We start from the raw sequence: 22,405 nt of genomic DNA, 5'->3' as shown, positions 1-22,405 counted from the left end.
CACCAATCATCATCGGGTCGCGGCTGCGGAAAGGATCGACGGGATCTCCCCGCGGGGCGGGCAAGTTCGTTGGCGACGTCCTCGCCACCGTGAAACGCCTCCGCAGCGCAACGGCGACCGGCGTCATGCTGCTGCGCGCCGATAGCGCGTTCTATGGCCACGCGGTCGCCGCCGCCGCGCACCGCGCTGGAGCAAAAGTATCCATCACCGCTCGGATGGACCCCGCCGTCAAGCGGGCCATCGCCACGATCCGCAACGACCAGTGGACCACGATCAACTACACCGACGCGATCCGAGACGCGGACACCGGTGCCTGGATCTCGTCCGCCGAGGTCGCCGAAGTGACCTTCACCGCGTTCAGTTCACGCAAGAAATCCGAACGCATCACGGGCCGCCTGGTCGTGCGACGGATCCCCGAACTGAACCAGAAAGCGAGCGAAGGACAACCGACCCTCTTCGACACGCACCGCTTTCACGCGTTCTTCACGACCAGCGATCTGGACACCGTCACGGCCGATCAGACCCATCGCCAGCATGCGATCATCGAGCAAATTAATGCCGATCTCAAGGACAGCGCGTTGGCCCATCTGCCCTCCGGTGTCTTCACGGCCAACGCGGCCTGGCTCGTGCTGGCCACGATCGCGTTCAACCTCTCCCGCGCCGTTGGTTCACTCGCCGGCACCGATCTTGGCAAAGCGCGCAGCGGCACCATCCGCCGCAAACTCATCAACATCCCCGCCCGAATCTCCACCTCAGCCCGGAAAATTCGTCTGCATCTGCCGGCCAGCTGGCCATGGGAAACCGGCTGGACAGCCGCATTCGCAGCGGCCTGCGGCCCGCCGCAGACCGTCCCCACCTGACCACCAGCCCCACGGCACCGAAGATCACGGAACANGTCCCCACCTGACCACCAGCCCCACGGCACCGAAGATCACGGAACACCATCGGCAGCAAGGCCGACAACTTCGCCGCGCCCACCACCAAAACACCGCTCAGAATTCAGCGACCACGCTCACTCACGGCGGACCGGTGGATCGAGGCTTAGGCACGCGGTCGATATCGGCTACCAGGTACCAACGGCCGGACTTCGCTAGAAGACCGTACGGGTCAACGGCNTCGGCAGCAAGGCCGACAACTTCGCCGCGCCCACCACCAAAACACCGCTCAGAATTCAGCGACCACGCTCACTCACGGCGGACCGGTGGATCGAGGCTTATCCAATGCGCTTCGGACGGTCACCGACTTGACGACGCCCGACTGTCGCGGACTGGAGAGCGGCGAGCGTCAACGACGACGCTTGGCTACGCTACTGGCGATGCGCCTGCCCAACGGCGGGCACTAGCGACCAAGCGTGCCACGTTCCGATCCGCCGTTTCCGCGCTTCGCCGATCGGCGCGGCGAAGCCAGGCCAGCTGTCGATCGTGCGAGCATTTGAGCAACGTCGTAATCGACCAACTCACTACCACGGGAGATACTCACCTTATCGACTTCGGTGACGCGCTGCGCGCCCTCATGAGGGGTGCGGAATCGTCGGTAGCGCAAGACATCAGGCGACACTGGGCAAGGCGCTCGGCGACGACGTCAGGTCGTGAACGGCCATCCGGACCGTCAAAGACGTCGCGGGCATACTCACTCGGTACCCAACGTCCCCCAAGACCATCACCTGTCGCTAGCGCAACCTCATAGGACCGGTGCGCATACCCCTTGAGGCAGGACGAATCGGAATGAGCCCTCGCAGCCCTCGGAGAGCTGGCCCGAGTAGGGTGGCGAGCGAATGGCTCAGGCAAGCAACAAGGGAGATAATTCGATGACTGATTTTCAGGGAAAAGTGGCACTCGTCACTGGCGGCGGTTCCGGCATCGGGGCGGCCATTTCACGAAAGCTAGCCGCGGCGGGCGCATCCGTCGTAGTCAGTGACCTCAGGCTCGACGCCGCCCTGAAGGTAGCCGAGGACATCACGGCGGCCGGGCACTCCGCCGCAGCAGTGGCACAGGACACGTCCGTTCCGGCACAAGCGGATGCTGCCGTACAGTTCGCAATCGACACCTACGGCGGACTTCACCTCGCGGTAAACAACGCGGGAATCGCCCCGGCCCCGGCCCCCGTCGGCGAACTCGACCTTTCCGATTGGGACAAGGTCATAAACGTCAATCTGAACGGCGTCCTCTACAGCCTTCGCTACGAGATCCCCGCCATCGAAAAATCGGGCGGTGGATCCATCGTGAACGTATCGTCCATTCTCGGCACCAACGGCGAACTCAACGCCTCATCGTACGTCGCAGCAAAACATGCCGTGGTCGGACTGACAAAGGCGGCCGCCCTCGAGTACGCAACCAAAGGCATCCGTATCAACGCCGTTGGCCCCGGTTACATCGACACTCCACTTCTCAGCACCCTGCCGAAGGAAACGTATGACGGGCTCGTTGGCCTGCACCCAATCGGCCGGCTGGGAACGGCAGATGAGGTCGCCGACCTAGTCATATTCCTGCTGTCAGAAAACGCTAGCTTCATCACCGGCAGCTACCACCTCGTCGATGGTGGGTACTCGGCACGCTGACCGTCCAGGCCCACGAGTGGGCGGGACGCACCAACGCACCCGCCCTCAATCCTTTGAAGAGCCGCAGCGAGGAACCAGATGGAAGCAAGGCTCTCCGCCCCCACCGCTGGACACCAGTACGCGCGCTGACGGCCATCAGGTCCGCGATATGCCAGCCATGAAGTTGGTCACGCTCATAGCGCGACTGAGGACCAATCGACCCCTGACGAAACCAACGCGGACTCCGCCTGGTGGCAAACTGCCGCGAACAACGCCGACCATCCGGTTTTCCAGGACCAATCCTTAGGCAGGTGCAGCACGATCCGTCTGGCCAGGGTGGAGATCTGGATGAGCTTGCGGCGGATGGTGCCGCTGCCCGCTTTCCCCAAGTCACTCCTAACATCGGGTGGAACATCGACCGAGTTCGACGGATTGTTCAACACGAAGGAGATTCAATGGTAAATCACAGTCATGAACCGTGCACGGCAGAAGACCTCGAAGTGCGTCCTCTTTCGGACCACGAGTGGCGTGTAGGTGACCGGCGGCAAGACGAGCGTTCACCCGAGAAGGTACTCGGGTACATCCACCACTACGGTTCGACTTTCGAAGTCCTCAATATTAAGGTGCCGCACCAGAACCTCACGTTCGACCGTTTGGAATCAGCGGTCGCGTCCTTCGCCGCGCAGCAGGACTCCAGCAATTAAAGCTCACGCCAATTAAACTTAGGCGCCGTGATCGGGATGAGGTGACCGAAAACTTTTCCGGTGTGTCCTCGGGATGTATGGTGACCTAGTAGAAACGTAGAGGACGAGGGAGAGCAGAACGATGAACATGCTATTTGTAATTGTGGCCATTATTGCGATTGTGCTCTTGATCACCGGTGGTTTTGTGCAGTCCCTTAACTTTCTGCTATGGGTCGGCGTGGTGTTGTTGGTTCTCGCCGTGATCGCATTTCTGATTCGAATGGTTTCAGGACGTCGAAACGTGTGATGACCATCGAGACAGATCTGGGCCAGTGCACGCAACAGCCGATCGTGCCGATGCTGGGTCACTGGGGAACGGTCACCGGACACCCCAGCCAGCACCGTGTCGTGCCGGTCGGCCAAGGGGCGCGCGACATCATTGCTCGCTCGCGGTTTCACGATTCTTCCTCGGGGCGCGTGTCCTCCACCGCCCAGCTCAGGCCGTGGCCGATCCGATCCATCCGCTCGGTCCAGGCGTTCTCTTCTTGATCCAGCAGTCAACTACTCCAATTCGCACGGCGCGACCGTCGCCCCCTCCTCAACTCTGCAGTTCGCTTCCAGCATGGTCAGCACGCTGCACCTCAGCGGCCTACCCTCATACTCAAGCGAGCCCAAGGTCTTGCGAGTCTCCGGCGACACCGGTCACGTGCTGATCACAGATGTCGCACGCCTGGTCCTGCAGATTCGCACTCCAGCAGACGCACAAGCTGGCGCCGGGTCGGCCAGAACGTCACGACTTTTTCACACCCACCGAAAGCGCCATCTCCGGCATCAAAACGAGACCTGCACCTGCGCGATTTCGTGGGCGAGGTTGAAGCCTCTCGCCGCGCAACCCCAGCGCATGAAGTCACCTCAAGCAACGCCGCTGACAACGTCAGCACCATGCAGTTGTGCGAACTCATCCTCCGCAACTGAGCTCCTGTCTCGCCCGTCCATAGGCCGCAGTCTGCCTGACGAGTGGCCGCTCCGGTAACCGCTGGGGGCGCGAAAGGATGGACCTGCACTCCTACCGACGGCTGATCAGGGGCGCGGCGAAGAATTCTCGCTCGTGCCCGGCCGACGCGCGGAACGCCTGGGCCATGTGGTGCCGCGACGGTTCATCCGCGGTGGCGGCAACCGTGGTGACGATCTCTATTGCGCGGGCGGTGGAGGCAGCGAACTCCTCATCCGCGTAGGTATCCAGCCAGCTGCGGTACGGATGCGCGTCGTGCGAGAGCGGATGCAGCCGCCTACCGACATCCTGATACATCCAGAAGCACGGCAACAGCGCCGCGACAAGCACGCCGTAGTCGCCGCTCGCGCCGGCGGCCGCCAGGTGGTTCAGGTAGGCGGTCGTCGTCTCGCTGGGCTGCACGCCGGCCAGGGTCTCGTCGGCAATCCAGCTGGAGTGCAGGTCGAGTTCGGCGGCGATCGCGCCGTGCGCGCTGGCCGCCCAGAACGCCTGCTCGGTGGCGGTCGGGGCGAGCCGGCTCGCGACGGCCAGCATCCGGGCGTAGTCGCGCAGGTACAGGGCATCCTGGGCGAGGTACCAAACGAAGGCCTCCCGGTGCAGCGAGCCGTCCCCAAGCGCTCGAATGAACGGCAACTCGTCGGTGTCTGTGCGGATGTCACGGATGTCGTGCCACCACGACTCGGCCACCTGCGCCGGGCTGGGCCGGGTCTGCAGGCCGCCGCGCTGCCACAGTCCGGCGAAGTGCTGGATCGGACCGTGGCCGGACCCGACCTGCAGGTCGCCGGAGTGGGCGATGCTCTCGGTCAGCCAGAGCTTCGCCTCGGCGACGGCGTCTCCCCAGTGCGCGAGGCTCGGCGCGGCCGTGCCGGCCCGGGACGCCACCCTGGTCGCGACGGCGGAGGAGAAGGAACACCCGGTTCCGTGGGTATTCGGGGTGTAGATCCGCAGCCCGGGAAACTCTCGCACGGTGTGGGCATCGACGAGGGCATCTGGCACGAGGTAACCGGCGAGGTGCCCGCCTTTGGCCAGCACGAGGACCCCGTACCGTCTCAGCGACCTGCTGCGCCTGGCGCAGCGCCGCCGACCATCTCGTCGCCACAGGAGAACCGGCGAGGATGGCCAGCTCCGGGATATTGGGCGTCACCAGGTGCACGACGCTCAGCAGGTCGCGGAGAGCCTGCTCGGCTTCCTCGGTGAGCAGCCGGTCGCCGCTCGTAGCGATCATCACAGGGTCGAGCACTACGAGCCTGGGCTTCACTTGGCCGAGCCACTCGCTCACGGTGTGGGTGACGTGCACATCGGCCAGCATCCCGATCTTGACGGCATCGATCTCGACGTCGTCACTCACAGCGTGCAGCTGCTCACGCAGGAACGAAACCGGCGGCACGTGCACCGAGCGCACACCGTGGGTGTTCTGCGCAACCAGTGCGGTCACCACGGCCATGCCGTAGCCCCCGTTCGCCGCAATGCTTTTGAGGTCAGCCTGGATGCCCGCTCCGCCGGTCGGGTCGGTACCAGCAATGCTCAGCACGCGGGCAATGCGGGGGGATGCGCCGGTCATGCCGTCGCTCCCCACGCTGCCCGCAATTCGCGGGCGGCGTGCTCGGGGTGCGGCGCCGCACAGATCGCCGACACCACCGCGACGCCCGCAGCCCCGCACTCACGGAGGGCGGCCAGATCGCGCAGGCCGACCCCGCCGATGGCCACGACCGGCAGCGTGCTAACCCCGACCAGGCGAGCGAACTCGACCAGCCCCAGGGCAGGGGGCGCGTCACTCTTGGTACGTGTGGCGTGCAGCGCGCCGATGCCGACGTAGTCGACCAAAGCCGGATCCTCGGCCGCGCGGCGCAGCTGGGCATCCGTCGACGCGCTGAGCCCGATCACCGCGTCACCCCCAACGAGGTCGCGCACCGCGCCAACGGGCAGGTCGGACTGTCCGACGTGCACCCCAGCCAGCCGGCGTCCGGCAGCACGGGCGGCCAGAAACACGTCGACCCTGTCGTTCACGATCAGCGCCACGGTGTCCGGGAGCACATCCGCGATGCGCAGAACGGTGTCGAGGAACTCCTGCCCGCCGGTCTCCTTCTCACGCACCTGCACGGCGCTCACTCCCCCAGAAACGGCGCGGCACACCACGTCCACGATGCTGCTACCGGCCGCGGCGGCCTGCGCCGAGTCGGTCACCAAGTACAGCGACAAGTCGAGGTTCATCGGAGCACCGCCCGGCGCGCGATGTCCTGCGCGCTGACGGTGGCCAGGGCGTCCACAAAGGCGACAGCGAAGCTGCTCGGACCGGCGGCGGACTCTGCCGCAAGCTCGGCCGCGACGGTGTAAACCGTGGCCGCGGCCACCGTGGTGGCGAACCTGTCGTCGTCGACCGCGGCGAACGCAGCCATGACCGCGCCGAGGGCACAGCCCCCGCCGGTGACGCGAGTGAGCAGCGGATGCCCGTTGTCGATGCGCACCAGCTCACGGCCATCCGTGATGATGTCGACGGGCCCGGAGACGGCGATCACCCCACCGGTCATGCCTGCTAGTGCGTCTGCTGCGGCCAGTGCGGCATCCACCTCGTCGGACGAGTCGACCCCGCGCCCACCGGAGCCGGCACCCGCCAGCGCGATGATCTCCGACGCGTTTCCGCGCACCACCGTGGGTCGCAGGTCGCGCAGGGCGAAGGCCAGCGGCGTGCGCACGGGCAGGAAACCAACGGCAACGGGGTCGAGCACCCACGGTGTGCCGGCGTCGTTCGCGGCGGTGACGGCCTCGACCATCGCGTCGCGTTGTTCCACGGTGGGGGTACCGAGATTAACGAGCAGCCCGGATGCGACCCGCGCGAACGCGCCCGCCTCACCCGGAATGTCGACCATCGCGGGTGCCGCACCGAGCGAGAGCAGCACGTTCGCGGTGAAGTTCACCACAACACTATTGGTAATGCACTGCACGAGCGGCGGGTGAGACCGCACCCCGTCGAGAGCTGAACAGGTGAAAGGAATCAGGTCTTCTGGCGTGCGCATATGCGCGACATCCCTTCGCTAGTACTAACTAGATCAGGTTCAACGGGTGTTATCTCAGCTCCAGATGGAGCACCCCGTGTCACTTGGCTTACGGCCTAGCGTATCGCAGCGCCCTCGTTCTCATCCAATCCTGGACGCGGCCAAACATCCGCGCTCTCTGTTAGTTATGAGGCGCACAGGTGTACAAGAAGGCCAGCGACGCACTGTCTCAGAAAAGTACAGCTTTCCAAGACGCCAAGTGCGCCCGGATCTCGACACTCGATCCCGCGTATTACCGACGCAGCCGAACGTCTCGGAAAAACGTCTCACCCACTCCCCAGGGGCAGGCTCATTTAGGTGTCCGCAGGCGGCCAGCGAATCAGGTCTCTTCACGGCCACCTCCCAATTGGCCAACGAGCTGTTAGTCAATTACCCGGTGTTGAACGTCTCCCGGGGTGACGATGTGGGCGTCTTCTCCGGTGACGATGGGTTTAGCGTGTCAGGATTTGGTATCTGTTCGTCGGCGGCGTCAGGCTGACGATGTCCGGATAGACGAATAGGACCTGCAGCTCACCAACAACAGCTCAGTCGAGTGCACGGTCGAGGGATATCCGCTCGCTCTGGAGGCGGAGGGAGAGCGGCCTCGAAAGCACAACGGCCGGCTCCCCGAGGGGAACCAGCCATCGTGTGGTGCGTGGTGTTACTCGCCTACGCTCACGGGCTGGGCCTCGGCGTTGGCCGTGTGTGCGCCCGTGGTGAGGGCGTCCGTGATCTTGGCGCCCAGGTCGGAGTCGACCGAGGTCCAGTACCAGATGAAGCGCTCCTTGATGCGGTCGACGGTCAGTGCGCTGTACTGGCCCACGAGGGTCTCGAGCAGGCGGGCCTTGGCGCCGTCGTCGTAGACCTCGCGGTACAGCGTGCCCGCCTGGCCGAAGTCGTCGTCCTCGGAGTGCAGGGTCTGTGCGGCGCGAACGAGCTCGCCGTCGGTCTCCCAGCCACCCTCACCGGCGGCGACCGGGTCGGCGACGAGGCCGTCGTACGAGTTCGGCGCATAAGTGCGCGCGGTCGCATCGCTGAACTGGTAGCGCATGTGGCCTTCGTGCTCATAGTTGTGCACTTCGGCAGCGTGCGGCTGGTTCACCGGGAGCTGGTTGTAGTTGGTCCCAATGCGGGCGCGCTGCGCGTCCGGGTAGGAGAACACGCGGGCCATGAGCATCTTGTCGGGGCTGATGTCGATGCCGGGCACGAGGTTCGAGGGCGAGAACGCTGCCTGCTCGATCTGAGCGAAGAAGTTCACCGGGTTGCGGTTGAGCGTATAGTGGCCAACCTTCACCAGCGGGTAGTCGGCGTGGGGCCAGACCTTCGTGATGTCGAACGGGTTGAATCGGTAGGTCTTCGCATCCTCGTAGGGCATGATCTGCACGAAGACGTCCCACGTGGGGAAGTCGCCGCGCTCGATGGCGTCGTGCAAGTCGCGACGGTAGTAATCCGCGTCAACACCGGCAATCTTCTCGGCCTCCTCAGCGGTGATGTTGTGTACACCCTGGCGTGACTTGAAGTGGTACTGCACCCAGTAGCGACCGCCTTCGGCGTTGATCCACTGGTAGGTGTGCGAACTGTAGCCGTTCAGCTCACGCCACGAGCGGGAGAGGCCGCGGTCGCCCATGAGGTAGGTGACCTGGTGGGCCGACTCGGGTGAAAGGGTCCAGAAGTCCCACTGCATGTCTGCGTCGCGCAGACCGGAACCGCCGAGGCGCTTCTGTGAGTGGATGAAGTCGGGGAACTTGATGCCGTCACGAATGAAGAAAACCGGGGTGTTGTTGCCGACAATGTCGTAGTTGCCCTCGGTCGTGTAGAAACGGAGCGCATAGCCACGGACGTCGCGCCAGGTGTCGGGGGAACCTTGCTCGCCGGCGACGGAAGAGTTGCGCTGCAGCACCTCGCTCTTGGCGCCAGGCTGGAACACGGCCGCGCGGGTGTACGCCGAGACATCTTCGGTGACCTCGAACTCGCCGAACGCTCCGCCGCCCTTGGCGTGCGGGTTGCGCTCCGGCACACGCTCGCGGTTGAACGCCGCGAGCTTCTCGACCAGTACGCGGTCGTGAAGGGCGGTTACGCCGTCGGGGCCGGTGGTGAGCGAGTGCTCGTTTTCACCGATGGGCGACCCGCTCTGAGTTGTAATGTTCGTCACAATATCTCCTTGACTGGTTGTTGCGGACTAGCTATTGGTCAGTTGGCAGGCGGGGCAGAGTCCCCAGAAGGTGACCTCTGCGGTGTGGATGGCAAAGCCGCTGTCGTGCAACGGGGTGAGGCAGGGTGCCTCTCCGACGACGCAGTCGACGTCCTGAACGGCGCTGCACCGGGTGCAGACGACGTGATGGTGGTTGTCGCCGGTGCGCAGCTCGTAGCGCGCTGAGGAGCGGGCGGGGGCGATCTTTCGCAGCAGACCGGCCGAGGTGAGGGCGGTGAGCACGCCGTAGACAGCCTGCAGGGAGGTGCCAGGCAGGTCGAGTTTGACGGAGTCGAACACTGTGTTTGCGTCGGCATGCGACTGGGATTCGAGAGCCTTGAGCACCGCGAGGCGGGACTCGGTGACCTTCAGGCCGGCACCACGAATGCTGTCGCTGAGCATCTTTGGAGTGGAGGTGATCATGGCACCCATGTTACCAATTGTCTTGAATAATTCAAGATTATGTGATGACTTATAAGAAGCCTCGGTTAGCTGTATTCGTTGCCTCATCTGAGAATCGCCGCTTCGGCGTGGTTGTTGAACGTCACCCCGGGAGACGTTCAACAACCAGTCAGGCCGCGTGAGCAGCGCGTGGTATCTAACGCGCGCGGACGCTTGATTGATAGCCCAGGTCTGTACTTCGAGTGTTTTCGTGTCGAGCAGTCCGCCAGCACCTTCGCCCCATTCGGCGCCGAGTATTTCGCTGCGAAGCCAAATAGGAGCACTAATTTTTCCGGGGCGGGTGAACATCTCATTGGCGGTGTGCCTAAAGTGATAGTGCCCAGAGAGCACAATTCCACCGTCAGAAAGTACAGAGGTTGCGCGTTGAGTAAATACATCGCTTGCGGCTTCGGCGTGGTTGCGTCCCCCCGAGTGGATGCTCCTTTTGATGTCAAGCGGCCTTTGGGCGGGTTTCGATTGTCGGGATTGGTCGTCGAGCTAGGCGCTGAAGGTGGTTTCCAGGTCGGTGTCGGCGCGTTGTCCTATCTCGAGTCGACGTAAGCGCCGCTACGGGAGAGGGTGTCAGATGGTCTGTGTAAGGGGTTGCGGATCTATTTGAAGGAGTGACACTAATGGTCATGACAGAACGAAATGAGAAGCTGAAAGCACCGAAGTCCCCGGCCCAGCGTGCGGCCGCCGATGCGATCAAGGAGTTGCGCGGTAGCGGCGCTCTCGATGGTCTCTTCGCGAAGATCGATGCCGGCACGATGCAACTTACCGGCGAGGGCGGGTTCGTGCCCGGCCTGATCAAAGCGGCCCTCGAGCGCGGGTTGCAGGCCGAGTTGACCGAGTTCGCGGCGTCGCCGCGGGGCGTGAAATACCCCACGGCCGTCAAAACGTTCGAAGATGCTTGGGAACGTTTCACCCCGTTCCTCGCGTTTCCGCCCGAGCTGAGGCGGGTGATTTACACGACGAACAGCATCGAATCGTTGAATTTCCAACTGCGGAAAGTGACCAAGAATCGCGGCCACTTCCCCAACGACGACGCCGTGATCAAGATGCTCTGGCTCGCCATCTGCAACATCGAAGACAAACGAGCCCGCGACCGAGCCAAGGAACGAGGTCGAGCCGCAGGCGTCAAACGCAACGCCGAAGGCCGCCTCGTCGAAGGCCAAGTCACCACGAATTGGAAGCAAGCCCTCAGCCAGCTCGTGATGATTTACCCCGACCGAATCAACCCCCACCTCTAACCAATTCCCGACACTTACACAAAAGACTTGACGGGCGCACCCCAACGCGCCAGGGCATCTGCGATCGGGGCGTGCGCGTTGAGCGGTGACGGGGGCACGGCGGGCGGCGTGCGCGAGAACCGCGGCGCGGGCATGGGCTGGTCGATGCCCGCGATGGTACCGATGACATGCCTGGCCATCAGCTGCGGATGGAGGCGGGCCTCATCGAAGCTCAACACGGGTGTCACGCAGGCGTCGGTTCCGGCGAACGCCTCCGCCCATTCGTCACGGCTGCGGCTCGCGAACGCACCCGCGAACAATTCACGCAGGATGGGCCACAGTTCTCGGTTCCACTGTTCGGCGGCCAGCTGTGGTTCTAATTCGAGGCCGAAGAGGAGCTGGGCGAAGAACGGAGGCTCGAGTGCCCCCACCGCCACATACTTGCCGTCGGCGCAGCGGTAGGTGTCGTAGAACGGGTGGGATCCATCGGCGAAGTTGTGGCCGCGCCCCTCCTGCCACGTTCCGTGAGCCCGCATGTTCCACATCATGTGCGCGAGCACGCTGGCTCCGTCGGTCATGGCGGAGTCGATGACCTGACCTCGTCCTGAGCGTTGCCTCTCGGCCAGCGCGGCGAGAACGCCCACGACGAGAAACATTGACCCGCCACCGAAGTCGCCGACGAGGTTCAGGGGTATGATCGGGCCGCCGTCGGCTGGCCCGATGGCGTCGAGGATTCCGGTGACAGAGAGGTAGTTGATGTCATGCCCGGCGCTGTGGGCGAACGGCCCGGTTTGCCCCCACCCGGTCATTCGCCCATAGACCAGGGCAGGATTCCGTCCAAGACATATGTTCGGTCCGATCCCGAGCTTCTCCGCCACTCCGGGCCGGAAGCCCTCGATGAGAACATCGGCGCGATCGACCAGGTCGAGAACGTGCTCGCGCTGGGTGATATCACGGAGATCGACCTGCAGCCGGGTTCGGCCGCGGAGAGTTGTGTCGTTTTCTTTCGGGTAGACGCCCAGGTCCACTGTCCGCTCCCGTTCGATACGAAGCACGTCGGCACCCAGATCGGCAAGAATCATCGCCGCGTGTGGCCCTGGCCCAATGCTTCCCACCTCGACGACGCGGATCCCGACGAGCGGCCCAGCGGTGGGAACCTGCGTCAACGTGGGCGTCGTCACCGTGGCGCCATCCGGATGGCGCCATCAAGACGGATCGTCTCTCCATTCAGTAGGGGGTTCTCGACGATGTGCCGCACCAGTGCTGCGTACTCCTCTGGCTTGCCGAGGCGAGACGGATGCGGGACCTGCTCGCCCAGGGACCTGCGCGCCGCCTCGGGAAGCCCCGCGAGTAACGGTGTCTCGAAGATGCCTGGCGCGATTGTGACGACGCGGATCAGGAAGCTGGCGAGCTCGCGTGCTGCCGGGAGGGTGAGCCCGACGATGCCTGCCTTGGATGCGGCGTAGGCGGGCTGGCCGATCTGCCCATCGAAGGCCGCGACGGAGGCGGTGTTCACGATGACGCCGCGCTCTTCGCCGACTGGCTCAGTTGCAGCGATGACGGCGGCGCCGATCCGGAGCACGTTGAAGGTTCCTACTAGGTTGATGCGCACGACGCGTTCGAAGGTCGCGAGATCGAGGGGACCCTCCCGCCCGATGATCTTGCCTGGCGTGGCGATTCCCGCACAGTTCACCACGATGCGCACGGGGCCGAGCTCTGACGCAACCTCGAACGCAGCTTCGACCAGAATGGGATCGGTGACATCGCCTTCGGCTGCGCGGGCGCGTTCGCCGAGGACTTCCGCCTCGGCCCCCGCTCGCGTGCCAGGAAGATCGAAGAGTACGACGCTCGCTCCGGCGGCGTGCAGTGTCTTCGCGGTGGCGAGCCCCAGTCCGGATGCTGCGCCCGTGATGAGCGCGACGGATCCGTCAATGTTCATGATGGGATCCTCTCGATGATGGCGGCGTTCGCCATGCCCTGTCCCTCGCAGATAGCGATCAGTCCGTAACGACCACCCGTGTCTTCGAGAACGTTGAGGAGGGTAGTGATGAGCCGCGTCCCGGTCGAGCCGAGTGCATGTCCAAGGGCAATGGCGCCGCCGCGCTGATTGAGTTTGTCGGGGTTAGCACCGATCGTTTGTAGCCAGGCGAGGGGCACGGGGGCGAAGGCCTCGTTCACCTCGTAGGCGTCGATATCGTCGATGCTCAGTCCGCTGCGGGCCAGCACCCGCTGGGTAGCAGGGATGACGCCGGTGAGCATTTCGATCGGATCGGATCCGACGACAGCGACCTCGACGAATCGTGCACGGGGGCGTAGCCCCCGCTCGGCGGCCTTCGCGGCGCTCGCGAGGAGCACGGCGCTCGCCCCGTCTGTCAGGGGTGACGCGTTGCCTGGCGTGATTTGCCAGTCGATCTCGGGAAAACGCCGGGCGTACACCTCGGAGTCGAAGGCGGTTTTCAATCCGCCGAGTCCCTCGATTGTCGTGGTGGCGCGGATTGTTTCGTCACGATTGTGCACGGCCGTCGAGCCGTCGGCGCGCGTCACGATCACCGGTTGAATCTCGCGGTCGAACAAACCCTGGTCGGCGGCCTGCGCGGCGAGGCGGTGCGAGCGCGCCGCGAATGCGTCGATGGTGGCGCGGTCGAGGCCCCACCGCGCCGCGACCAGCTCGGCGGAGATTCCCTGGCCGACGAGCCCACCCTCGAAACGCTCCCGAATGCTCGGCCCGAACGGGTCCTGCCCCAGCGTCGCGTAGTTGATCGGGAATTTGCTCATCATCTCGACGCCGCCCGCAATCACGATATCGTAGATCCCTGCGGCGATGCCTGCAGCGGCGAAGCTTGCCGCCTGCAGGCCGGACCCGCACTGTCGGTCAACGGTCGTGCCGGGCACTGTGACGGGCAGGCCCGCAGCCAGGGCGGCGTTGCGGGCAATGTTCAGACCCTGCTCGCCGAGCTGCGCGAGGCATCCGATGATGACGTCGTCGATGGCTGCAGGGTCGAAGTCGTTTCGGGCCACAAGGGGACGTATAACGTCGGCGAGCAGCTCGACCGGGTGGTAGCTCGAGAGCGCACCACCGGCCTTGCCCCTGCCAGATGCGAGGCGCAGCGCATCGATAATGAAAACATTCTCCAATGGGTTTCCTTTCTTGGGGCCGCCCAGGTGCGGCCCGGGGGACTGGTCGGTGGGCTACGCGGTGACGGGCGCGTTGTCCTCGATCTGGCGCAAGAGGTGCCGCTGCACCTTGCCACTCGGGGTCTTGGGTAGGGCGTCGACATAGAAGATGCGGCGCGGATAGGCGTGGGCCGCGAAGCCCTCCTTCACAACCTGCTTCAGCTCTTTCGTGAGGCTCGCTGAGCCCTTCGTCCCATCGGCGAGCACGATGTAGGCGACGAGTGCCTCACCAAGCCGTTCGTCGGGTTTGCCGACCACGGCCGTATCGACGACTCTGTCGTCACTGAGGAGCACGCTTTCCACCTCGAATGGCCCGATGCGGTAGCCCGCCATCAAGATCACATCGTCGGAGCGTGCGGCAAAGAAAAAGAAGCCATCGGGGTTCTCCTGTGCGACATCGGATGTCCGGTACCAATGTCCGTCGGGTGTGAAGCGCTCGCTCGTCTGTTGCGGAGCATTTGCGTAGCCCGTGAACCAGTACAGCGGGCTGTTGCGTACGTCGAAAACGATCTCGCCGTCCAGCACGGTGGCCGTGAAGCCGGGCAGCGGCTGGCCCATCGACCCGTGGATGATGTCCGCAGAGACGTCATCGTGCCAACCATTGCCGATGACCATTCCGAGTTCGGTCTGCCCGTAGTGGTCGCGTACCTCCAGCCCCCATGATTTACGCGACCACTCGAGGATGTCGTCGGTCAGTGGCTCCCCGGCCGACGAGGCTCGCCGGGGGGTGAGTCCCTGCGCCTTCGGCTCACGAATGAGGGCTCGGAAGATCGTCGGGGCGCCCGCGAAGTTGGTGACGCCGAATTTCCTGATCACCTCCGCCGTCAGTTCGGCACTGAAGCCAGCCTTCACGAGAAGGTTGCGTGTGCCCTCGGCCAACACCGCGATGATACCGATGTAGAGACCGTACGCCCAACCAGGGTCAGCGACGTTCCAGAAGACGTCGTCCTTCCTGACGTCCAGTCCAAAGTGCAGATAGGAGCGGAAGGATGCCACGGCGCGCAAGGGTACGGGCACTGCCTTCGGGGTCCCCGTGGTTCCGCTTGTGAAGATCTCGACGATAACGCCGTCGTTGCCCACAGCGACCGAATCGAACTCGGGTTCATTCTCTCGCAGGAGTCTCTCGAACTCGTCGCCTGTCTCGATGATGGTCAGCCCTTCGAGCGACTCCAGCTTGGAGCGCTGGCCCGGATCGACGACGACGACCCGCGTGCCACTGGCCGACAGACGCAGGTCGATGGCGGGCGTGGCGAAGGCAGTGAAGAGGGGAACATGAACCGCTCCCACCCGCCAGATCCCGACTAAGGCGACGACCAGGTCGCGGCTCTTGCCACTCAGGGTCGCAACCTTGTCATCACGCCCGATGCCGAGCGCCGTGAGCGCATTCGCGAATCGCTTGGAGTCCGCGGCAAGTTCCCCATAGCTGAGATCCTTCGCGTTAAGCTCACTGTCGATCACCGTGAACGCCACCGAAGCGAGGTCATGCACATCGCAGAGGAGATGTGCCGCAGAAGCGGTCGGGTCGTCGTACGCCTTCAGGTAAGAGGCGACGGTCTCGGCGGCGCGGTTGTGTGTTACTTCAGTCATTGTCAGTTCTCTTTTCTTGACGTGTCGTCGTATGTTGGTGTCACACGAACGCGGAAATACCGGTGATGGCCCGCCCGACGATCAGAGCGTTAACCTCGTAACTGCCTTCCCAGGAGTAGACCGCCTCGGCGTCTGCGAATATCTTCGCGATCTCGAAGTCGGTCGTGACTCCGTTGCCACCGAGGATGGATCGCCCCAGGGCGACCGTTTCCCGCATGCGTGTCGTGCCCATTGCCTTGGCAAGCGCAGCCTGATCCATGGTGAGGCTGCCCTCTTCCTGCAGCCGTGCGATCTGCACGAGGAGGGAGAGGGTCAGGTTCGCATTGCCGATCATTCGCACCAACTGTTCCTGGATGAGCTGGAATGAGGCGATCGGTCGACCGAACTGCAGGCGCTTGACCGCGTACTCCCGTGCGACGTCGAAGGCCGCAAGCTGGATGCCGACGGACTGCCATGCCACCCAGACGCGTGATTTCAGGAGCAATCCGTTGGTGTCGATGAAGCTTTTCGTTCCGGGTAGCCAGTTCTCGAACGGGATGCGCACGTTGTCGAAGGTGAGATCCGCGTTCTGCACGATTCGGACCGCAATCTTGTTCTCGATGAGCTTGGAAGAGAAACCGGGCCGATCCTTCTCGACGATGAATCCCTTGATCTGGTCGTCGGCGGTATCCCTCGCCCAGACGAGTACGTAGTCGGCGAAAGTCCCGTTGCCGATCCAGCGCTTCTCCCCGTTGATGATCCACTCATCACCATCGCGGGTGGCCGTCGTGGCCATGCTGCGGGAAATGTCGGAGCCGTGGTCCTTCTCGGTCAGCGCGAAGCATCCGATCTTCCGGAGCGAGATAAGGTCGGGCAGCAGCCGTTCCCGCTGCGCGTCTGAGCCGAGGAGTTTGACTGCGGAGGTGAACAGCTCGCTGTGCACCCCAAGAAAGGTGGCGATCGAGAGATCGGCGCGCACCAACTCCATACGGGCGAGGCCCGCAAAGAGGGAGCTGTCTTCCTCAAGGTGCAGGCGCACGAGTTCGCGTGCACCCAACTCTGGTACGAGTCCAAAAGGGAACGCCCCGCGGTTCCAGTGGTCGACGGCGAGCGGGCGGATCTCGTCTTGGAAGAATGCGCGCAGTTCGGCGAGGCGTTCCCGTTCCTGCCGCGGGAGGAGTTCGGTCACGAATAGAAGATCGGCGTCTGGGTAGGGCAGCAAACGGTCAGCCGGTTCGTGGTCGGGTTTCTGGTTCTGGTCCTGGTTCTGGTTCTGGTTCTGGTCCTGGTTCTGGTTCTGGTTCTGGTCGAGTGTCGTGTTCAGGATGGTCATATTCATATTCCTCTCCAAACGGGTGGGCGTTTTTCCGCGAACGCCGTGGTACCCACCGCGGCGTCCGTAGAGGAAAACACACTGTCAATTTCTGAGTCGATCGCATCCCACGGCTTCGGCTCCCACGCCGACGCGGTCACGGTTTCGTGGATGAGCCGCTTCGTGCTCTGCACGGCGAGCGGAGCGTTTCCCGCGATGGTACGCGCGAACTCGAGAGCTGCAGCCAGAAGATCATCAGGGGGTACGACGTCATTCACGAGGCCCCATCGAGCCGCCTCTTGGGCCGCGACTGGCGCGCCGGTGAGTGCCCATCGGGCGGCGATCTTCGGCGGGACCTGCTGTGCGATCCGAGGTAGGCCACCCCCCCGCAGCGAACAGTCCGTGAGTGACTTCCGGTAGCCCAAAGAACGCGGTTTCGCTGGCCACGATCAGGTCGCAAGCGAGGCAGATCTCCATGCCACCCCCGAGGGCGAAGCCATTGACAGCGGCGATCATCGGCTTCGCCGTGAAGTGGCGAACGAACCCGGCGAAGCCCACTCTGGTCGGTGTGTGGGCGTGACGGATCCGCCGGAGGCGAGGTTCTTGAGGTCTTGGCCCGCGCAGAATGCTGAACCCGCACCGGTGATGACGGCGACGCGAAGGTCCGGATCGGCGTCGAAGGCCTCGACGGCCTCGCCAAGGGCCAGGGTCAACTCAGGGTTGATCGCGTTCCTGGCCTCCGGTCGGTTCAGCGTGATGAGGAGCACATGGCCGAACTGCTCTACCCGAACGACGCCATCGTGGCTGACGCGCATGTCCTGGGTCACAGTGCGCTCTTCGCCGTGGTTCCAGCCGTGATCGTGATCGTCACCCGAGCCGGTGCTGGCGGTGGCGGTGGCGGTGTTGCCCGCCTGGTGCGTACGGAAGTCCGCATGGACATCTCCCTTGACGTCGATTGGGTCGGCACCGGGAGCAGCCCGGAACTTCTGGTTCACACTATGTGAACCGAAATGATGCCGGCACCCTCCAAAGGAGGTGGGTGGCTTCCGCCGCTCTCTAGGGGATGAGGCCGAGACTGCGCGCGGTCACGACCGCTTCCAGGCGCCGCCTGGCCGCCAGCTTCTGCATCGCGTGCTGCAGGTACTTCTTTACAGTGACCACCTGAATCGAGAGGCGCGTGGCGATCTCGGCGTTGGAGCAGCCGAGCGCAACGAGTGACACGACATCGAGCTCGCGGGCGGAAAGCAGGGGGGTTTCATGAGCAGGCACCGGGCCGAACTGTTTCAGCCCCGCAGACACGTCCGCGATCCGGGCGGCGAGCTCCGGATCATCCACGGTCCGTGCAATCTCGCGCAGTTTCGCGAAAGCGTGTCGCAGCGATTCGGCCCGCGCCGCCTCGATCTTCGTTATCGCGGTCGACTGAGTGGCAATGCGGAGCATTGACACGCGACGGTCAACCTCGTCACGGATCTCCACCTCGCGCGCGATTTTGGCCGCGTAGTCCGCCAGGTGCGTCTGGAGCCGGTCGCCGAGGTTGATCAATGAGCGGCTGGCGCAGTAGAACACGGAGCGCACGACGCCGTTCACGACGACCGGGATGCCAACGACCGCGCGCAACCCTTCCGCCTCCACTGCGAGGTCGTAGTGGTGGGTGATCTCGTTCGATGTCGCATATTCTGCGACCGAAACGGGTTTACCCAGTCTCATCACGCTGCCACCGATGCCGACACCGGAGTACAACTTCGCGTTCACGAGGCTCCTGGTTGACGTGCCGACGAACTCTGTGAGGGTGAGGGCGCCCCGATCCACAAGGCCGCCCAGCATCACTTCGATGCCGATGCGTTCGGAGACGGTGCGCATTGCGCCGCGCAACAACTCGTTGTCGCTGGGGCGGAAGAACGAGTTTCCGGATGTGGTCATCAGCTCTCACTCATGGTCGCTCGGCGATGGCGAAGGGGTGCAGGGTCTGGCGCACCAAGCTCGGAAGCCAGCGGCCCGTTCGATTTGCGATCACGCTGTTGGTGATTGCGCCGGTGCGGCCTGATCTGCTGTAGCGAATATTATCTGACCGGGTTCCCCGATGCAACGATCGTCATGTAATCACTCACCTCTTCGTATACATTCGCACTCATCGGTCACGTCCCGCCGGGTGGATGCTCCTATTGATGTCAAGCGGCCTTTGGGGTGGGATTCGATTGTCGGGATTGGTCGTCGAGCCAGGCGCTGAAGGTGGTTTCCAGGTCGGTGTCAGCGCGTTGTCCTATCTCGAGTCGGCGTAAGCGCTGGTAGGGGACGTTGAGCTGTTTTGCCGCGTCGGTGAGGACGATGCCGAGGGTTTGGCGGCGTTGCCGCAGCCGCGGTCCACTGGGCAGAGGGACAGCGGGATTTTGGGTGAGCAATGCGAATATTTCGTTGGCGACGTGGCGTTTGAGACAGCGGACGATGTCGCGGTCGGAACGGCCTTCAGCGGTGCGTCGGGCGATGTAGGCCATAGTCCGAGGTTCCTTGTGGCGTTTGCGTAGCAGGACAATACGGTGCAGGGCGGCGTTAGCTTGCCGGTCACCACCGCGCGAGAGACGGAAACGCTGCCGCTTTCCCGAAGATGCCGGAATGGGTGCGACGCCGCAGAGAGCAGCGAACTGGGCCTTGGTGGAGATGCGGTCTGGGTTGTCGCCGGCAGTGGCGAGCAGGTGCGCGGCAACAAACGGGCCCACGCCGCTTGCGGCGATGAGAGCCGGATTCTGCCGGCTGGCGAGTTGACCAAGTTGGCTGTCGATAAGGGCGATATCCGCCGTCAGCGCCTGATGGCGTAGAGCGGGGCGTTTCGCTGATGCCCGCAGGATCAGCTCCGGAGTGGTGCCCGGTGTGGGTCGTGTGCGCGAGAGCGCAACCGTGAGTTTGTTGCCGTCGTATCGGCGAAAATCTTGCCGGATGGCGTCGGGCGCGCTCACCAACAGGGCATGGATCTGATTGATACTGGCAGTGCGCGCCTTGGCGGCAGAGGAGCGTTCCGCAAGTAAGACCCGCATCGACTCGACGTCGCCATCGCGTTGTTGCGGGGTTGATAACCCTCGCCCAGCGAGACCGACATCGCCGCTTGGTGGGCGTCGAGGGGATCGGATTTGCCGCGCAACCGACGCTCGGCACGGTTGGCACGATTGACCTCAAGCACACGCATTCCGGCATTCGCCAAAACGCGGGCAAGTTCCGCACCGTAGGAACCGGTTCCTTCGACGCCAACAGCTTCGACGATGCCGTAGGCGTGGAGGAACTCGATGATTTTGCGGTAGCCGCTCCCGACAGCGAGGAACTCCCTGTCGGCGATCGGTTGCCCATGGTCGTCAACGATAGCGACCTAGTGCGTGTCTTTGTGGGTATCAACTCCGGCGAAGATGGTTCGTGGTAACTCGACCGCGATGGTGAATTGTGGCGGTTCACTAACTACAACTGTCATGACTTCGGTACTCCCGTTTCTTCGTTGAAGGGAAATCACCGTTGGGTCGGGAGGGCAGACAGCACAGAGGTGAGACTGTTGGCCAGGCTCCTATCAAGTCATGTCGCCCCGATCAAGCGGCATTAGCAGCTCTGGTGCGGCGGACAGATCCACTCAAAGACAACCTCGAAAGGAGTCAGTGTAATTTTGAGTCACCCCGCACCAGAGTCACATCCAGTATCTCTGTGTAATTCCCGGGGTTGAACTCGTTGGATTAACAACGTAGTGAACCACCGTGCGATGGTCAGTGAGTACCGATCAAAGAACTCACAGAAAGACACATCACACGATGGCTCTAGACCAGTCTGCCCTGCTCGCGCTCCTCGCGGAACTCAAGCTGACCAATGTCACGGATCGAATCCGAACGGTGACCGAAACGCTTTACCATGAACTCATCGATGCTGCGGCCATGCAACGACAATTGTCAGACGCAGAAATCCTCACCGTTGCGAGCCGAACAACGCCTACTTCGTCAAATGCAATCCCTCGGCTATGAACCAGCACTCATCCCACTGAACGCAGCCTGACTCACCACGGTTTCCTTAGTAGACACGCCTTAGGCCACGTTCTTCAAAGCTGCGCTTGAACGCCAGATCGGGCATGACGTCGACCAGGTGATCCCAGCGGCAGTGGTTGACGAGCGAGAACGGTCCATCGTCGACGGGCTGCAGCACCGTCAAGTTGTCGAGACCGGTCTGGTCCTGGAACCAACCGGCCGTGTACTGCCACGCGTACAAATTGGCCTCGACTGTGGGGCGCTGAAATAGTTGCCCCCGTCTCGTAGGAGCCTCGCGTCGAAACCCAGGTGATTGATGTGGGAACTCGATATGTCAACCCGGCCGCTCCAGCAGAGTCGCTATTTACCGTGGTCGGCGCTCGGTATAACCACGACCGGGCACGGCATACTGATCAGCAAGTCATGAGCGACCGAGCCGAGTAACAGCCCAGCCATCATCCCCCGTCCGTGGGTACCCACCACGACCATTTCAGCGTGCTCAGCCGCGTCGCTGAGGACCAACGCCGCAGATCCGTGTTCGAGGGTGTCTCGCACCACCACGGCCGCATGCTCGGCGCGAACCCGCTCGACCACTCCTGCCAGAACTTCGGCGTGTGCCATCCGCATCTCGTCATAAGGACTAGCGTCAGCACTCAACCAGCCGAGAGCAAGCAAGGTGGGGATGCGCCACGCATGCACGACCGAGAGTTCACGCCCGAGCCGCTCGGCTTCCCGGGCGGCGAAGTCCACCGCAATTTGCGAGGTTTCGTCATCCTCCACGCCGACGACGACGGAACCATTACAAGGCGCCCAGTCTGTGGGCACGATAACGAGGGGGCAGCTCACCCCCGCTGCGATCTGATGGCGCAATGTCCCATAGAGGGAGCCCTCGGCCTCACGAGTACCGATAACCAGCAGATCGGCATCCGCTGCGGAGAATAACAGCTCCTGGAGCGGCGCGCCCCGTCGTACCGTCGTCATCACCTGCACGTCGGGCGCGTCGCGTCTCACCCGACTCGCTGCATCCATCAACATCTGTTCGTAAGCCGGAAGCACCCAGTCCTTCGTTATCGTCGTCGGCAATCTGGCCAGATCGATGACAGTGGTGAGTTCCAGAGATACGTGAATCGTGCGGGCACGCTCGATCACCCAGTCGAGCGCAGCACGGCTTCCCGTGCCGCCGTTCAGCGCAAGAACAATTCTCTCGGCCATACCATCTCCTCTCCTCCGCGATCCCATA

At 63.4% G+C, this 22,405-nt stretch carries 21 protein-coding genes, 2 pseudogenes and 1 riboswitch; of the genes and pseudogenes, 5 read left to right on the top strand and 18 right to left on the bottom strand.

Annotated features, from left to right (window positions below):
• The 4 genes from E3O25_RS05690 to E3O25_RS05675 form a co-directional block, all read left to right on the top strand.
• Positions 1–860 (top strand): IS1380 family transposase (locus tag E3O25_RS05690; protein ID WP_134360693.1); only part of this gene is annotated, 860 nt, incomplete at its 5' end.
• A 947-nt stretch (positions 861–1,807) separates the two neighbouring features.
• Positions 1,808–2,557 carry an SDR family NAD(P)-dependent oxidoreductase gene (locus E3O25_RS05685; protein ID WP_134360692.1) on the top strand — a complete coding sequence of 250 codons (750 nt, stop codon included), beginning with the start codon at positions 1,808–1,810 and terminating at the stop codon, positions 2,555–2,557.
• Between the two features lie 434 nt (positions 2,558–2,991).
• Positions 2,992–3,240: a hypothetical protein gene (locus E3O25_RS05680; RefSeq protein ID WP_134360691.1), complete on the top strand. Its 249-nt coding sequence runs from the start codon at positions 2,992–2,994 to the stop codon at positions 3,238–3,240.
• A gap of 285 nt (positions 3,241–3,525) precedes the next feature.
• Positions 3,526–3,768 carry a hypothetical protein gene (locus E3O25_RS05675; RefSeq protein WP_134360690.1) on the top strand — a complete coding sequence of 81 codons (243 nt, stop codon included), beginning with the start codon at positions 3,526–3,528 and terminating at the stop codon, positions 3,766–3,768.
• 517 nt (positions 3,769–4,285) lie between these two features.
• Here E3O25_RS05675 and E3O25_RS17690 read toward each other — a convergent pair.
• From E3O25_RS17690 to E3O25_RS05645, 6 genes and pseudogenes are all read right to left on the bottom strand, one after another.
• Positions 4,286–5,263, bottom strand: coding sequence for a bifunctional hydroxymethylpyrimidine kinase/phosphomethylpyrimidine kinase (locus E3O25_RS17690; RefSeq protein ID WP_255576102.1), 978 nt, complete (start codon positions 5,261–5,263; stop codon positions 4,286–4,288).
• Between the two features lie 91 nt (positions 5,264–5,354).
• A pseudogene (locus E3O25_RS17685) lies at positions 5,355–5,792 on the bottom strand (bifunctional hydroxymethylpyrimidine kinase/phosphomethylpyrimidine kinase); the annotation flags it as partial.
• Positions 5,789–6,442: a thiamine phosphate synthase gene (gene thiE / locus E3O25_RS05660; RefSeq protein WP_166787802.1), complete on the bottom strand. Its 654-nt coding sequence runs from the start codon at positions 6,440–6,442 to the stop codon at positions 5,789–5,791. The pseudogene E3O25_RS17685 and the gene thiE, both read right to left, overlap by 4 nt.
• Entirely contained in the window at positions 6,439–7,245 is an 807-nt protein-coding gene (thiM, locus tag E3O25_RS05655; protein WP_134360687.1) for a hydroxyethylthiazole kinase, read from the bottom strand. Before thiM ends, thiE begins: the two co-directional genes overlap by 4 nt.
• Positions 7,239–7,332, bottom strand: a riboswitch (TPP riboswitch). Its footprint overlaps the gene before it by 7 nt.
• Positions 7,333–7,924: 592 nt before the next feature.
• Positions 7,925–9,415: a catalase gene (locus tag E3O25_RS05650; protein ID WP_092112760.1), complete on the bottom strand. Its 1,491-nt coding sequence runs from the start codon at positions 9,413–9,415 to the stop codon at positions 7,925–7,927.
• A gap of 27 nt (positions 9,416–9,442) precedes the next feature.
• The gene (locus E3O25_RS05645) at positions 9,443–9,877 is read right to left on the bottom strand and encodes a Fur family transcriptional regulator (protein WP_092112766.1); all 435 of its coding nucleotides are present in this window, start codon (positions 9,875–9,877) and stop codon (positions 9,443–9,445) included.
• A gap of 860 nt (positions 9,878–10,737) precedes the next feature.
• Here E3O25_RS05645 and E3O25_RS05640 point away from each other — a divergent pair.
• Positions 10,738–11,145 (top strand): annotated as a pseudogene (locus E3O25_RS05640) (transposase); the annotation flags it as partial.
• Positions 11,146–11,159: 14 nt separating this feature from the next.
• Here the strand turns inward: E3O25_RS05640 and E3O25_RS05635 are convergent.
• The 12 genes from E3O25_RS05635 to E3O25_RS05585 form a co-directional block, all read right to left on the bottom strand.
• A complete protein-coding gene (locus E3O25_RS05635; protein WP_241984040.1) occupies positions 11,160–12,305 on the bottom strand; it encodes a CaiB/BaiF CoA-transferase family protein in 1,146 nt (381 codons plus the stop codon).
• Positions 12,302–13,063: an SDR family NAD(P)-dependent oxidoreductase gene (locus E3O25_RS05630; protein ID WP_092112758.1), complete on the bottom strand. Its 762-nt coding sequence runs from the start codon at positions 13,061–13,063 to the stop codon at positions 12,302–12,304. The genes E3O25_RS05635 and E3O25_RS05630 overlap by 4 nt, the downstream gene beginning before the upstream one ends.
• Positions 13,060–14,259, bottom strand: a complete 1,200-nt coding sequence (locus tag E3O25_RS05625; protein ID WP_134360686.1) for a thiolase family protein — start codon at positions 14,257–14,259, stop codon at positions 13,060–13,062. Before E3O25_RS05625 ends, E3O25_RS05630 begins: the two co-directional genes overlap by 4 nt.
• A 54-nt stretch (positions 14,260–14,313) precedes the next feature.
• Positions 14,314–15,756, bottom strand: a complete 1,443-nt coding sequence (locus E3O25_RS05620) for an AMP-binding protein (protein ID WP_241988511.1) — start codon at positions 15,754–15,756, stop codon at positions 14,314–14,316.
• A 169-nt stretch (positions 15,757–15,925) separates the two neighbouring features.
• Complete coding sequence (locus E3O25_RS05615) at positions 15,926–17,197, bottom strand: acyl-CoA dehydrogenase family protein (RefSeq protein WP_134360685.1); 1,272 nt, start codon at positions 17,195–17,197, stop codon at positions 15,926–15,928.
• Positions 17,198–17,199: 2 nt separating this feature from the next.
• Entirely contained in the window at positions 17,200–17,601 is a 402-nt protein-coding gene (locus E3O25_RS17680) for an enoyl-CoA hydratase-related protein (RefSeq protein ID WP_255576101.1), read from the bottom strand.
• 87 nt (positions 17,602–17,688) lie between these two features.
• Positions 17,689–18,171: an enoyl-CoA hydratase-related protein gene (locus tag E3O25_RS17675; RefSeq protein ID WP_255576100.1), complete on the bottom strand. Its 483-nt coding sequence runs from the start codon at positions 18,169–18,171 to the stop codon at positions 17,689–17,691.
• Positions 18,172–18,232: 61 nt separating this feature from the next.
• Positions 18,233–19,096 carry a LuxR C-terminal-related transcriptional regulator gene (locus E3O25_RS05605; RefSeq protein WP_134360684.1) on the bottom strand — a complete coding sequence of 288 codons (864 nt, stop codon included), beginning with the start codon at positions 19,094–19,096 and terminating at the stop codon, positions 18,233–18,235.
• A 248-nt stretch (positions 19,097–19,344) separates the two neighbouring features.
• Complete coding sequence (locus tag E3O25_RS05600; RefSeq protein WP_194085944.1) at positions 19,345–20,127, bottom strand: transposase; 783 nt, start codon at positions 20,125–20,127, stop codon at positions 19,345–19,347.
• Positions 20,124–20,501, bottom strand: a complete 378-nt coding sequence (locus E3O25_RS17880) for a hypothetical protein (RefSeq protein WP_370448729.1) — start codon at positions 20,499–20,501, stop codon at positions 20,124–20,126. The genes E3O25_RS05600 and E3O25_RS17880 overlap by 4 nt, the downstream gene beginning before the upstream one ends.
• A gap of 710 nt (positions 20,502–21,211) precedes the next feature.
• Entirely contained in the window at positions 21,212–21,406 is a 195-nt protein-coding gene (locus tag E3O25_RS05590) for a hypothetical protein (RefSeq protein ID WP_134360682.1), read from the bottom strand.
• A 119-nt stretch (positions 21,407–21,525) separates the two neighbouring features.
• A complete protein-coding gene (locus E3O25_RS05585) occupies positions 21,526–22,377 on the bottom strand; it encodes a universal stress protein (RefSeq protein ID WP_166805984.1) in 852 nt (283 codons plus the stop codon).
• Between the last annotated feature and the right edge of the window lie 28 nt (positions 22,378–22,405).

Origin of the sequence: Cryobacterium sp. TMT1-3 (assembly GCF_004402315.1) — a bacterium.
GTDB classification, from domain to species: domain Bacteria; phylum Actinomycetota; class Actinomycetes; order Actinomycetales; family Microbacteriaceae; genus Cryobacterium; species Cryobacterium luteum.
This window is presented reverse-complemented; position numbering and strand designations above follow the sequence as displayed.

Coding starts and splice junctions, on each gene's coding strand:
- E3O25_RS05685 (WP_134360692.1), top strand. CDS start 1,808: ATGACTGATTTTCAGGGAAAAGTGGCACTCGTCACTGGCGGCGGTTCC.
- E3O25_RS05680 (WP_134360691.1), top strand. CDS start 2,992: ATGGTAAATCACAGTCATGAACCGTGCACGGCAGAAGACCTCGAAGTG.
- E3O25_RS05675 (WP_134360690.1), top strand. CDS start 3,526: ATGACCATCGAGACAGATCTGGGCCAGTGCACGCAACAGCCGATCGTG.
- thiE (WP_166787802.1), bottom strand. CDS start 6,442: ATGAACCTCGACTTGTCGCTGTACTTGGTGACCGACTCGGCGCAGGCC.
- thiM (WP_134360687.1), bottom strand. CDS start 7,245: ATGCGCACGCCAGAAGACCTGATTCCTTTCACCTGTTCAGCTCTCGAC.
- E3O25_RS05645 (WP_092112766.1), bottom strand. CDS start 9,877: ATGATCACCTCCACTCCAAAGATGCTCAGCGACAGCATTCGTGGTGCC.
- E3O25_RS05630 (WP_092112758.1), bottom strand. CDS start 13,063: ATGAACATTGACGGATCCGTCGCGCTCATCACGGGCGCAGCATCCGGA.
- E3O25_RS05615 (WP_134360685.1), bottom strand. CDS start 17,197: ATGACCATCCTGAACACGACACTCGACCAGAACCAGAACCAGAACCAG.
- E3O25_RS05605 (WP_134360684.1), bottom strand. CDS start 19,096: ATGACCACATCCGGAAACTCGTTCTTCCGCCCCAGCGACAACGAGTTG.
- E3O25_RS05585 (WP_166805984.1), bottom strand. CDS start 22,377: ATGGCCGAGAGAATTGTTCTTGCGCTGAACGGCGGCACGGGAAGCCGT.